This is a genomic window from Kluyvera sp. EC_51 (assembly GCF_019584505.1).
In the GTDB taxonomy this organism is placed as follows: Bacteria; Pseudomonadota; Gammaproteobacteria; order Enterobacterales; family Enterobacteriaceae; genus Kluyvera; species Kluyvera sichuanensis.
On the sequence record NZ_VDAG01000061.1, the window covers coordinates 36,065 to 49,302 of the forward strand.

Genomic DNA, 13,238 nt, shown 5'->3' on the forward strand with positions numbered 1-13,238 from the left:
CGTCCTTAGTCAAATGGGTCAGGCAAAACGTTTTAACGCTGTATCTGCGTTACCGGATGGCAGCAGATAGTTGGCGTCCAGCAGTTGCTGGGTGACCGGATGGCGGTCGGTGGCGTACAGCTCGTGGCGCGCGAAATCGTCCACCACGACGCCGTGCGCCATGACCACGATGCGCTGGCAGAACTGCGACACCAGCGCGAGGTTATGGCTGATAAACAGACAGGTCAGCGCATGCTGCTGGTGCATCCGGGTTAAGAGGGTCATGACCTGCGCCTGAACCGTGAGATCCAGCGCGGAGGTAGGTTCATCCAGCAGCAGAATGCTGGGGTTAACCACCAGCGCTCGGGCGATATTGGCGCGCTGGCGCTGGCCGCCGGAAAGCTGATGGGGGAAGCGCTGCAGCAGCGCGGTATCCAGACCCACTTCTGCAAATAGCGCCGCCGCCCGCGCGATGGCCTGCGGGCGGTCTGCTGCCGTTCCCAGGCGAAACTGCGGACGCACCAGCTGTTCTTCCAGCGTCAGGCGCGGGTTAAACGACGCGAGGCTATCCTGAAAAACGCACTGTAGCTGGCGGCGCAGCGCGGTAACCGAGGCCGGATGACTGTCGTCCACCACGTTGCCCGCCAGGCGCAGCTCGCCCCGGTTGGCGGGTATCAGCTGCGCCAGAAGGCGCGCCAGCGTGGATTTTCCAGAACCCGATTCGCCGATAATGCCGACAATCTCACCACGCGCGACGTCGAGATTGACGCCGTCTACCGCCGTGGTTGCGACTTTTTTTGGCCACCAGCCGGCGGTTTCCCGGCGCCAGAAATCGCGCCCCAGATTACGAGCTTGCAGCAGCGGCGTACCTTCAGCGCGCGGGGTGAGCACCGGATCGGCGCTAGGATAAGGCACCGCCGCCAGCAGCGATTGGGTATAAGGGTGCTGAGGTGCGGCGATCAGCGCCTTCGTGGCGTTGCTCTCGATGATTTTCCCCTGCCGCATGACCGCCACGCGGTCGCTGAGTTCGGCGACGACGCCGAAATCGTGGGTGATAATCAGCATCGCCATTTGCTGCTGTTGGCACAGCGCTTTGAGCAGTTGCAGCACCTCGCGCTGCACGGTGGCATCCAGCGCCGTGGTCGGTTCGTCGGCAATCAGCAGGCGAGGGCGGCACATCGCCGCCAGCGCGATCAGCACCCGCTGGCGCATCCCGCCGGAGAGCTGGTGCGGGAAGCGCGACATCACCTGCTCCGGCTCACCGATTTTCATCCGCGTGAGCCACGCCAGCGCGGCTTCGCGCAGCGCGGTGCGGCCAAGCTCCGGATGCAGGCGTTTCAGGTTGTGCTGAAGCTGTTTGCCGATGCGCCACGACGGGTCGAGGGTCGAGAGCGAGTTCTGAAACACCATCGCTATCTCGTGGCCGCGCAGGCGGTTTAGCCGCGTGGTGGACTGATGCAACAGCGGCTGGCCGTCAAAGGTGATGCTGCCGCTGACCGTCACCTGCGAGGCCGGGAGCAGACCGAGGATCGCCGCCGCCGTCACGCTCTTGCCAGAGCCGGACTCGCCCGCCAACGCCAGCACTTCGCCGGGCGCAATGGTCAGTGAAATATCGTCGACCGCCTGCACGTTCTGCTGATGGAACAGCACGTTCAGGTGGGAAAGGGTTAATAGGCTCATTGTCGTCTCTCCTTACTGATAAGGATCGAGGAGATCGCGCAGGCCATCTCCTAACCAGTTAAACGCCAGCGACAGCAGGACAATCGCGACGGCAGGCGCGGTTGCGATATGGGGTGAGCCGAAGATCATCATCTGCGCGCCTTCGCCTACCATTCGCCCCCAGTCGGCCTGCGGCGGCTGGACGCCAAGCCCCAGGAAACTCAGCCCGGCGAGGAACACCACCATGCCGCCGAGCAGCGAGGTGGTGTACACCAGCAGCGGGGTGGCGACGTTGGGTAAGATTTCGCGAAACAGGATGTCGCGGTTGCTCGCCCCCTGCGCACGCAGCGCTTCGACGTACTCTTTCGCCACCTCAGTGCGGGTGTCGCGATAGACCACGCGGGTGAGGTAGGGGATCACGCTGCAAATCAGGGTGATGATGAGCGTGGGATAGCCGCTGCCCAGTACCGCCGACAGACCAATCGCCAGCAGCACCATCGGGAAGGCGAACAGCATGTCCATGGTGCGCATAATCAGCTCGGAGAAGGCCGAGGCGCGAAAGCCCGCCAGCAGGCCTAGCGCCAGGCTGACCAGCGCGGCAAAGACTATCGGTAGCACCGAAGCGGCGAGAATGGTGCGCCCCCCCCAAATCAGGCGGCTGGTGATATCGCGCCCCTGATTATCAAGACCCAGCAGGTGTCCCGGCGTGCCCGGCGGCGCAAGGCGCAGCCCGTCGAACGCCGCCAGGGGGTCATAGGGCGCAACCCACGGCGCAGCGAGCGACAGCGCCACGGCGGCCAGAAAAATCCCCAGGCCGAGCAGCGCCAGCCCGTGTCGGGAGAGCCGACGCAGGAACGTTGAAATTGTCATGATTAACGGGCTCCTTCGTGGCGGGGATCCAGCCAGTCCTGTAGGACGTCGCTTATCAGGTTAACGGCGAGGAAGCAGGCGGCGATCAGCATCACGCCGGTCTGGATGGTGGGGTAATCGTGACCTGCCGCCGCGTTATACAGCTGCGTGCCAATCCCCGGCCAGGCGAAGATCTTCTCGATAAAAATCACGCCGCTGAGCAGGTAGCCAATTTGTAAGCCGGTAATGCTGATGATAGGTGCCAGCAGGTTGCGACCCAAGTGACGCCACAGCAGGCGGGGCGTGGAGTAGCCGAGCGCCCGGTAGGTGCGGATATAATCGGCCTGCATAATCCCGATAACGCTGTTGCGTACCTGGCGGGCGAGGATCAGCATCGAAATCAGCGCCGTCGACAGGGCCGGTAAAAACAGGTGATGTAACAGGTCGGTAATGCCCCGGTCTCCGCGCATGTCATACATGCCGGATACCGGGAACCAGTGCAGCTTGACGGCAAATAGCCAGATGAAAAACACCGCCAGCCAGAAGATAGGCACGTTGTGGGCGAGCTGAACCACCAGCATCACCAAACGGTCGCGGCGCGTTCCCTGCCATAGCCCACATACCACGCCGATAATCACGCCGGGGATCAGGCACAGCAGCACGGCGGCAACGGTCAGGATAACCGTGTTAGCAAATGCCCCGCCGAGCACGTCGGCGACCGGCGTGCGCATGGTGAGCGACATCCCCCAGTCGCCGCTAAACAGGTTTTTCACCCACAGCAGATATTGCACTGCTGCGGGTTTATCCAGCCCGTAGACCTGACGAATCTGCTCGATGGCCTCGGCGGAGAGCTGCCCGGCCAGCGCGTTGGCGATCGGGTCGCCGGGCACCAGCTTGGCAATCAGAAACACCAGCAGCGAGATCAAAAACAGCAGCGGCACCGTCTGCGCAAGCCGCAGCAACAGCAGGCGGCTCATGGTTTCAACCACACTTGGGTCAGGTCGTAGAAGTTCTGCGCCGGAACGTTAAAGCCCTGTACAGCCGGTGAGGTGGTAAACACGCGGTTAAGCTCCAGCAGCGGGACAAACGCCGCCTGTTGCTGGAACTGCTGGTTGACCTGGTGCCACAGCGCCAGCGCTTTTGGTTTGTCGGTGGTGACGCTCGCCTGCGCAATCAGCGGCGCGACGCCGGTAATCACCTTCTCGCCTTTGCCGCGCGAAACGACATAGTTTTTCCAGGCGACGTTGAGCCATTGCGGGCTAATCAGCCCCCACTCCATGGTGAACAGCCCGGTGTCGTCCGCCAGATTCGCCAGATGCGAGCTGTAGGTTATCCATTCCTGTGAGACCACCTTCACGGTAATGCCCACTTTGCTGAGATCGCGTTGGATCCACTCGATAACCGGCTGATTCTGGTCGTAGGTGATGATGGTAAAGCTGACTTCACCCGGTTTGAAGCCCGCATCGGCCAGCAGCTTTTTGGCCCCTTCCGGGTCGTACGCGTAATCTTGTTGCGATGCCAGGAATGCTTCGTTGGAACGGTTGAGAATGCTGTAGCTCGCCACCGCGTGGCCGTTCAACAGCGATTTCACGAGTTCCTCACGGTTGATGGCTTTAATCACTGCCTGACGTACCGCCAACTGGCTGGTGTACTTATTGGCGAAGTTCCAGCCGAGGAACAGCTGGTTGGCTTCGGTACTGTCATGCACCGTGTAGCCGCTTTGCGACAGCAGATCGACGGCGTCGGTTGGCGTGCGGGAGAGAATATCGACCTGGCCCGATTGCAGGGCGCTCACGCCGGTGCTGCCGTCGAGGATAGGGCGGAAAATCAGCCGTTCCATATAGGGCTTTTTGCCCCACCAGCCGTCATTGCGCACCAGTTCGGTACGATCGTTACGCACCCGCAGCACAAAGCGGTAAGGCCCGGTACCGGTGGGGTGATCCGCCAGTCCGTCCTGTCCCCATTTCTGGAGGGCCGCGGGGCTGAAGATGCCGGACACCCAGTTGCCCTGCGGCAGAAAACGCAGGAAATCCGGGAACGGTTGGTTAAAGGTGTAGCGCACGGTGAGTGGGTCAACGACCTCAATGGCCTTCAGATCGTGATAAACCTGCGCCATGGTGGCCTGCGAACGGGCGTCGAAGTACTCAAACTGCGGATCGGTAAAACGACGGACGTTAAAGCGTACCGCTTCGGCGTCAAACGCGGTGCCGTCGTGGAATTTCACCCCGTCGCGTAAATGGAAGGTAAAGACCGTCGCATCGTCATTAATTTCCCAGCGGGTGGCCAGACCGGGAATAATTGGCGGTGTACCTTTCGCTGCCGGGACGGATAAATCTTCCGCGACCAGTGATTCGTAAATATGTTTATCCACCCGATAGGTTTCATAAGAATACTGGTGGTTGGGATCGTAAATAGTGGGTTCCAGAGCCTGGCCAATAATTAACGTCTTGCCATAGCGCGACTTTTCATCCGCATCATCGGCAAATGACAACGCAGGGATGCCTAATCCCATCACTAACGTGGTAGAAACGGCTGTGAGCTGTAATAACTTACGGCGGGATAGCGATATCCCGGCTATAATTTCGTTTTTTTTCATAGCGATGTCCGATGTGCAAAGCAGGTGTTTTTTATATTTAGTCAGTCATTTTTTATGTTGGTATCAAGACTGAAGGGCGATACTAGCATCGGTTAAAAAAGAGAATAAATGCGCATTTCTTATTTTGTTTTCTCTTTTTTTGATTTGCATTTTTTAGCTTTGATATGCCGGATTTAATCATTGTCGATGCACCGGGTTTTATTTATGGTCAGTTTTTTTATTTCGGTAAATAAAATGCGTAAGAATATTATTCTCAGTGGATTTACCATGGCGGCGGTCTCGCATATTAACTATGGGATGTGGCGCGACCCGCAGGACAACAGCCATCGCTATACCGATATCGCGTATTGGGTGGAGCTGGCAAAACTGCTGGAAGAGCAGGGGTTTGACTGTCTGTTTATCGCCGATGCGCTGGGGCTGATTGATAGCTGGCAGGGAAGTCCGGCGGCGTCGCTGGCCCAGGGGATCCAGTCGCCGCTTATCGACCCGCTGCTGCTGGTCTCGGCAATGGCGGCGCACACCTCACGACTGGGCTTTGGCGTGACGGTATCCACCACCTATGAACAGCCCTATCTGCTGGCACGAAAATTTACCACCCTCGACCACCTGACGAAGGGGCGCATCGCCTGGAACGTGGTGACCTCGCAGCTGGAAAGCGCTGCGCGTAACCTTGGGCTGGAAAAGCAGATGGACCATGACGAACGCTATGAGCGCGCCGATGAGTTTCTCAACGTCAGCTATAAGCTATGGCAACATTCGTGGGAACGGGCGGCGCTGAAGCGCGATAAGGTGGCCGGGGTCTATACCGACCCGCAGCGCGTTCATCCGGTGGCCCACAAGGGGCGCTGGTTTACGGTGCCCGATGCCCATCTTTCCGAACCCAGCCCGCAGCGCACGCCGGTGATTTTTCAGGCCGGGGGATCGCCGAGCGGTATTGATTTTGCCGCGCGGCATGCAGAGGTGGTGTTTGTCGCCGGACTGGATGCCAGCGGCGTAAAAAAACAGGTTGCGGCGATTAAAGCGCGGGCGGCGGAACACGGACGCGCGCCGGGGGCGATAAAGTTTATCAGCGCGGTGACGGTGATAACCGGCGCAACGGAAGAAGAGGCTCAGGTGAACTTTGCCAGACGCCGCGCGCACTACGATCTGCAGGGAGCGTTGATTCACTACGGTGCCAGCACTGGGGTCGATCTCTCCGGCCATTCGCTGGATGCGCCGCTGGAGTGGCAGCAAACCAACTCTAATCGCTCCATGCTTAAAATGGTGACCGGTGAAGAAGGGCAGCCGCGCAAAACGCTACGCGAGGTGTTTCAACCTGAAGAGGGACTGGGGCGGCAAAAAACGTTTGTTGGCAGCGGTGAAAGCGTGGCGGCGCAGCTTGAAACCTGGCTCGACGACAGCGATACCGACGGTATTAATCTGGCACAGTGGCTATCGCCGGGGTGCTTCGAGGATTTTGCCCGCTGGGTGATACCGGCGCTGAAACAGCGCGGCCTGTTGAGCGAGAAACCCACTGGCCCGACGTTGCGCCAGCGGCTTTTCCCGCAGGGCGCCGCTGAACCGGCGAGCGACCACCCCGCTCAACAGAAATAGGGATGTAGAGCGCTTAAGAATGTGGGCGCCGCGGGATAAGACTCGCCTCTCCGCTTTTCAGTGGGCCTCTCTCCAGCGCCCACTGGATAAACGCTTTTTTCGGTAGCGCTTTGCTGTAAAGCCAGCCCTGTCCGGCCGGGACGCCGTGCGCGCGCAGCCAGTCGCGCTGATGTTCGGTCTCAATCCCTTCTGCAATCATGCTCAGGTTCAGCGATTTGGCGATTTCAATGATATGGCCGGTAACCACTTTGTGCTCCAGCGCATCAACAAAGGCTTTGTCGATTTTCAGCGTATCGACCTCCAGCTCCTGAAGATAGCTCAGGCTCGAGTAGCCGACACCAAAATCATCGATGTAGACCTTGTGACCCATTTCCCGGTAGGCCTGCAGCACCGGGCGCGCGGTTTGCGGCGCGATCAGGTCGCGCTCGGTCAGTTCCAGGGCAATCTGCGTCGGTGCCACGTTCCACTGCTGAATTTGCTGGCGCAGCAGGTCGGGCAGGGTGGGCGAACTGAGATCGGCGGCGGTGATATTAATCGACATCGTGACCTCAGGATGCTGCGAAAGCCAGTGGCCCAGATCGTCAAACACGCAGCGCACGATATGCTCGGTCAACTGGCAAATCACGCCGGTTTGCTCCGCCACGGCAATAAAGAGATCCGGCGGCAGCCAGCGACCATCGGCCTGCTGCCAGCGGGCCAACGCCTCGGCTCCGATCAGCCGCCCGTCCTCGAGCGACACCACCGGCTGATAGTGCACGGTGATCTCTTTGGCTTTTATTGCTGCCAGTACGCGGAAATGGGAAGACTGCAGGCGGCGCAAAATGCGCAGGATTAAGAAAGAGGCCAGCCCGCTAATTAACAGCCCCAGCGGCAGCCAGAGCATCAGTTGGCGATGCCAGCTGGTCGATAGCGGTTTCACCGAGGACCAGGTCAGCAGAATCGCCCCAACGTCCGGCAGCACGCGCTGGCGGTACACCGTCTGGTCATACTCCATGACTGGCTGATAGGCTTGCAGATGGTGTTCCCAGATGTCCGGGTCGAGCGGATGGTTGCTGGCGACGATGCGGTGGCTTTGGGTGTTGATAAGCGCGGCGTGAATCGGATAGGTCGGGTTCGGCAGCACGTCAATCAATGAGTCAGGGTCAACCATCACCATATATTTACCGTGGCTTACCGCCAGCATCGGGGCATCGGTCTGCAGGTCGTGGCGTGAGGTGAGAAAGACCGTGTAGCCCGCAGGCGTGGTGAATTCGGTGCCGGGGACCTTTTCAGACAGCGTGTTGCTCAGTAGATCGCACGCGCCGTTATGCTTATCAAGGTAGAACACGCTCTGAATGTACTGATGGATATAGGAGATTTTCTGGATCTCGCGCAGGTGAGCCAGGGTGCAGGGCTTGCCCTGAAAACGGTTCACTTCCTCAAGCGCGGTTTTGGCCTGCTGCTTCACGCGCTGGGTACGCGCCAGTACGCGCTCGGTGTAGCTGCTCATCTCCTGATTAAACAGTTCGTTGGCCTGACGGTTTGCCAGCCACAGACTAAGGGCAATGGGCAGGAAAATAGCGATAATCAGCACGCCTGTGATCAGGCTCACCAGACGTTGCGTGGTCATTATTTTTCCTTTGTTGAGGTCAGAGGGTGTAATAGATTCGCGCGCTAATGATATCGCTGCTGAAGCGGTTCAGGCTAGCACAAAGGGCGGATAATACCGATTATCAGGAATTATGCGTATGGTTACGCGGTGAATTACCCCATCAGTAGTAGGTGTTATTAAGCTTATCGTGCTAATCATCACGTTTTTCGTCAAATGCAGTTATGAATATAAATTCATTTCGTTGCATCAAAATGCGATTTTGATGACACGGATCTTGCTGCAGTATTGGGGCTATCACGGCGCAAGGTGTGCTGGAAAAACATATTTGTATGACAAATAGACCTGATTCTAAAGGCCTGCCGCCGGGTAGGCGGTAAAGGCGTACGCGGATATGTACGAATATGACAATCTATGTCCGCGCGCAAAATAGATTTTTCATTCAGTTTTTATTTTCCGGAAAAAAGGGTTACGGGTGTGGCCTGTTACTTTAGTTGATTAAAATCAAGAAATGTCTCATACGATTTAATCAGAATAAACGCAAATTCCAATGAGTAGACGAACATGGAAAACAATAGCCATTCCTGGCCGCATATCAGACGTATTACCCATATTATGATGGTAAGCCAACGTAGCTGCTTCGACTTTCATATCTTCAACTCTAAATAACCTCCCTTCAATGGTGTGGGTCGGAACGCTATTCCGCCACGTCATGTCTGTTTTATCACTATTACGCCCTTAAGCACCGGAATCTATCGTGTATTGCGCATCAGCATAACGCCGCGCTGTGCCTGTTATTTATTTCTGGTTTGTGGCTTTCTCTTTTTCACCGCAAGGTGAGGAATCGTCACGCGTAATTAAATAAAACAAACAACCCATTAAAACCTATTTCTGATTATCCGACAAATAAATGATGTCGGAGGGTCTCCCCTTATTTATTGTTATGTACCGAGAAAATGATGAACCAATTTAATAACAAGATTGCGGTTAGCTCGACCATTACTTCCTGCTTCTCTAGCCGCCGTGAAAACTGCGATGTGCGCGGCACCGACTTCACCGACGTTTCCGCCGTGGTGCTGTCGGTGGCGGACGCCACTAACGGCATTCTGAAAACCATCGAAGCGACCGGTTTTGGCCTGCCGGTGTTTGTCGCCGTCTGCTGTGAAGACACGCTGCCGGCCGACGTGCTGCCGCGCGTGACCGGGGTCTTTGAACTGTGTGACGATAACGCCGACTACTATGGCAAACAGCTCGACGCCGCCGCCGATCGCTACGAAAGCGAAATGCTGCCGCCGTTCTTTAGCCGCATGGTGGATTACGTGGGCAAAGGCTACGCGGCCTTCGACTGCCCTGGGCACCAGGGCGGCCAGTTCTACCGCCGTCACCCGGCAGGCCGCCAGTTCTTCGACTGGTTCGGCGAAACCCTGTTCCGCTCTGACCTATGCAACGCCGATGTGGCATTAGGGGATCTGCTGATCCACGAAGGCGCGGCCTGTGCAGCGCAGCAGCACGCAGCGAAAGTGTTCAACGCCGACAAAACCTACTTCGTGCTGAACGGGACGTCCTCCTCGAACAAAGTGGTGCTGAACGCGCTGCTGGCGCAGGGCGACCTGGTGCTGTTTGACCGCAATAACCACAAATCGAACCACCACGGTGCGCTGCTACAGGCCGGGGCGACCCCGGTGTATCTGGAAACTGCGCGTAACCCGTTTGGCTTTATCGGCGGTATTGACGCCCACTGCTTCGATGAAAAATACCTGCGTAAGCTGGTGGAAGAGGTGGCGCCGGACCGTAAAAACCAGCAGCGCCCGTTCCGCCTGGCAATTATCCAGCTCGGCACCTACGACGGCACCATCTATAACGCCCGTCAGGTGGTGGATAAGATTGGCCACCTGTGCGACTACATTCTGTTTGACTCCGCGTGGGTTGGCTACGAACAGTTTATTCCGATGATGAAAGACTGCTCGCCGCTGCTGCTGGATCTGAACGAAAACGATCCGGGCATTCTGGTGACCCAGTCGGTACACAAACAGCAGGCGGGCTTCTCTCAGACCTCGCAGATCCATAAAAAAGACAGCCATATCAAGGGCCAGCAGCGCTACGTCAGCCATAAGCGCATGAACAACGCCTTTATGATGCATGCCTCTACCAGCCCGTTCTACCCGCTGTTTGCGGCGCTCGACGTGAACGCCAAAATGCACGCCGGTGAAAGCGGCAAGCGCCTGTGGCTGGACTGCGTGAAGTTCGGCATCGAAGCGCGCAAGCTGATTATGGAACTGTGCCAGCATATCCGTCCGTTCGTCCCGCCAATGGTAGACGGCAAGAAATGGCAGGATTACGACACCGAAGAGATGGCGGGCGATCTGCGCTTCTTCAACTTTATTCCGGGCCAGAGCTGGCACGCCTTTGAGGGCTACGCGCAGGATCAGTACTTTGTTGACCCGTGCAAACTGATGCTCACCACGCCGGGCATTAACGCGGAGACCGGCGAGTATGAAGCGTTTGGCGTCCCGGCAACCATTCTGGCGAACTTCCTGCGTGAAAACGGCATCGTCCCGGAAAAATGCGACCTTAACTCGATTCTGTTCCTGCTGACGCCGGCGGAAGACATGGCGAAGATGCGCCATCTGGTGGCGCAAATTGCGCGCTTTGAGCGTCTGCTGGAAGAGGATGCGCCGCTGTCTGAAGTCTTACCGGCGCTGTATGCCAACCATGAAGCGCGCTATCGCGGCTACACCCTGCGTCAGTTATGCCAGGAGATGCACGATCTGTACGTCAGCTACGACGTTAAACAGCTGCAAAAAGAGATGTTCCGTAAGGATTATTTCCCACGCGTCGCCATGAACCCGCAGCAGGCCAATATGGAATTTGTTCGCGGCAACGTGGAATTAGTCGCGCTGAAAGATATTGAAGGCCAGATTGCCGCCGAAGGCGCGCTTCCTTATCCACCGGGCGTGCTGTGCGTGGTCCCTGGTGAAGTTTGGGGCGGCCCGGTTCAGCGTTATTTCCTGGCGCTGGAAGAGGGCATCAACCTGCTGCCAGGCTTCGCCCCTGAATTACAGGGCGTATATATCCAGGAAGATGCTGACGGCTGTAAACGCGCCTATGGGCACGTCATTGAGCGTTAAGACCAGATTATCTCGTTAATTATGTTTACCCCTGCCGCTCGGTGAATTGCCGGGCGGCCTGGGGAATCTGAGCGTTAATAAAAAAGATAACGCTGATTAAATAAGAGGACAGCTTATGAGTACGTCAAAAAATAAAATGGGGGTGGTTCAGCTCACCATTTTAACCGCCGTCAATATGATGGGGTCAGGGATTATTATGCTGCCGACGAAGCTGGCTGAAGTCGGTACCATTTCGATTGTCTCCTGGCTGGTGACCGCCGTGGGTTCAATGGCGCTGGCCTATGCCTTCGCCAAATGCGGGATGTTCAGTCGTAAAGCGGGCGGGATGGGCGGCTATGCCGAATATGCGTTCGGTAAGTCCGGCAACTTTATGGCGAACTACACCTACGGCGTATCGCTGCTGATTGCCAACGTCGCCATCGCGATTTCGGCGGTGGGCTACGGTACTGAACTGATGGGCGTGAACCTGTCGCCATTTGCCATCTGTCTGGCCACCATTGCGGTGCTGTGGATCTGTACCGTCGCTAACTTTGGCGGGGCGAAAATTACCGGCCAGATCAGCGGCGTGACCGTCTGGGGCGTGATTATTCCGGTGGTCGGTCTGTCGATTATTGGCTGGTACTGGTTCAGCCCGCATCTGTATGCCGCTTCCTGGAACCCGCACCATACGCCAACTTTCTCGGCTATCGGTTCCTCTATCGCCATGACCCTGTGGGCCTTCCTGGGGCTTGAGTCAGCGTGTGCCAATACCGACGTGGTGGAAAACCCGGAACGTAACGTGCCGATCGCCGTGCTGGGCGGGACGCTGGGGGCGGCGGTTATCTACATCATCTCAACTAACGTGATTGCCGGTATCGTGCCAAATATGGATCTGGCGAACTCTACTGCGCCGTTCGGCCTGGCGTTTGCCCAGATGTTTAACCCAACGGTGGGTAAAGTGATCATGGCGCTGATGGTGATGTCCTGCTGCGGTTCACTGCTCGGCTGGCAGTTCACCATTGCTCAGGTGTTCAAATCGTCTGCTGACACCGGCTACTTCCCGAAAGTGTTCTCCAAAGTGACCAAAGCTGACGCGCCGGTCAAAGGGATGCTGGTTATCGTGGTGATTCAGACCGTGCTGTCGCTGATGACCATTAGCCCGTCGCTGAACAAACAGTTCAACGTGCTGGTGGATCTGGCGGTTGTCACCAACATCATCCCGTACATCCTGTCGATGGCGGCGCTGGTGATTATCCAGAAAGTCGCGAAAGTGGAACCGGGCAAAGCGCGTATCGCCAACCTGATTGCTTTTGTCGGCGCGCTGTATAGCTTCTATGCGCTGTACTCTTCCGGTGACGAAGCGATGATGTACGGTGCTATCGTGACCTTTATCGGCTGGACCCTGTACGGCTTTATTTCACCAAAATTTGAACTGAGCAACGCGGCATAATCGGGAGAAGAGCATGTCTCTGTGGCAAGCGACCTTTATTTTTGCGAAGAAAGAGTATGACGCTGAGTTCGACGCGCTGAACGACATCATCGAACAGGCGACGCTGGCCTCAAGCGGCTATCTGGGGATGGAAAGCTACCAGAGCGCCGATGGCCTTAGGCTTATCAACAACTATTACTGGTCAGATAAAGCGGGGATGGAGGCGAGTATTCATAACGCCCACCACGTTGAAGCCAAAGGTAAAAGCGAGCGCTGGCTGGCGGGGTATCAGGTGATTATCGCCGAGATTTCCACGGTGCATAATCATGCATTGAGCCATCCACTGCAGGCATTTAGCCGGTAGCTTGCATAAAAAAGTGTGCGGACGAGCCCCTCGCCCCTCTGGGGAGAGGGGGAAAACCATTCAACGCCTTCCCT

The 13,238-nt window shown here is 57.2% G+C and carries 10 protein-coding genes; 5 read left to right on the top strand and 5 right to left on the bottom strand.

Annotated elements, in window-relative coordinates:
• Positions 1-18 precede the first annotated feature (18 nt).
• The 4 genes from FHC49_RS11805 to FHC49_RS11820 are packed head-to-tail and all read right to left on the bottom strand — an operon-like array spanning position 19 to position 5,083.
• Positions 19-1,659: a dipeptide ABC transporter ATP-binding protein gene (locus FHC49_RS11805; protein WP_220439843.1), complete on the bottom strand. Its 1,641-nt coding sequence runs from the start codon at positions 1,657-1,659 to the stop codon at positions 19-21.
• Positions 1,660-1,671: 12 nt separating this feature from the next.
• Positions 1,672-2,508, bottom strand: a complete 837-nt coding sequence (locus FHC49_RS11810) for an ABC transporter permease (RefSeq protein WP_220439844.1) — start codon at positions 2,506-2,508, stop codon at positions 1,672-1,674.
• Positions 2,509-2,510: 2 nt separating this feature from the next.
• Positions 2,511-3,464 carry an ABC transporter permease gene (locus tag FHC49_RS11815; RefSeq protein WP_220439845.1) on the bottom strand — a complete coding sequence of 318 codons (954 nt, stop codon included), beginning with the start codon at positions 3,462-3,464 and terminating at the stop codon, positions 2,511-2,513.
• A complete protein-coding gene (locus tag FHC49_RS11820) occupies positions 3,461-5,083 on the bottom strand; it encodes an ABC transporter substrate-binding protein (RefSeq protein WP_220439846.1) in 1,623 nt (540 codons plus the stop codon). The genes FHC49_RS11815 and FHC49_RS11820 overlap by 4 nt, the downstream gene beginning before the upstream one ends.
• 234 nt (positions 5,084-5,317) lie before the next feature.
• Here FHC49_RS11820 and FHC49_RS11825 point away from each other — a divergent pair, with 234 nt between their 5' ends.
• On the top strand, positions 5,318-6,676 hold the full coding sequence (locus tag FHC49_RS11825; protein ID WP_185666492.1) for an LLM class flavin-dependent oxidoreductase: 1,359 nt from the start codon (positions 5,318-5,320) through the stop codon (positions 6,674-6,676).
• 13 nt (positions 6,677-6,689) lie between these two features.
• Here the strand turns inward: FHC49_RS11825 and FHC49_RS11830 are convergent, their stop codons facing one another.
• On the bottom strand, positions 6,690-8,285 hold the full coding sequence (locus FHC49_RS11830; RefSeq protein ID WP_220439847.1) for an EAL domain-containing protein: 1,596 nt from the start codon (positions 8,283-8,285) through the stop codon (positions 6,690-6,692).
• Between the two features lie 543 nt (positions 8,286-8,828).
• Here FHC49_RS11830 and speFL point away from each other — a divergent pair.
• The 4 genes from speFL (at position 8,829) to FHC49_RS11850 (ending at position 13,164) form a co-directional block, all read left to right on the top strand.
• Positions 8,829-8,933 carry a leader peptide SpeFL gene (gene speFL, locus FHC49_RS11835; protein ID WP_185666490.1) on the top strand — a complete coding sequence of 35 codons (105 nt, stop codon included), beginning with the start codon at positions 8,829-8,831 and terminating at the stop codon, positions 8,931-8,933.
• 290 nt (positions 8,934-9,223) lie between these two features.
• Positions 9,224-11,392, top strand: a complete 2,169-nt coding sequence (gene speF / locus FHC49_RS11840; RefSeq protein ID WP_220439894.1) for an ornithine decarboxylase SpeF — start codon at positions 9,224-9,226, stop codon at positions 11,390-11,392.
• Positions 11,393-11,507: 115 nt separating this feature from the next.
• Positions 11,508-12,821, top strand: a complete 1,314-nt coding sequence (potE, locus tag FHC49_RS11845) for a putrescine-ornithine antiporter (RefSeq protein ID WP_185666489.1) — start codon at positions 11,508-11,510, stop codon at positions 12,819-12,821.
• 13 nt (positions 12,822-12,834) lie between these two features.
• Entirely contained in the window at positions 12,835-13,164 is a 330-nt protein-coding gene (locus FHC49_RS11850) for a hypothetical protein (protein ID WP_220439848.1), read from the top strand.
• The last annotated feature ends 74 nt before the right edge of the window (positions 13,165-13,238 follow it).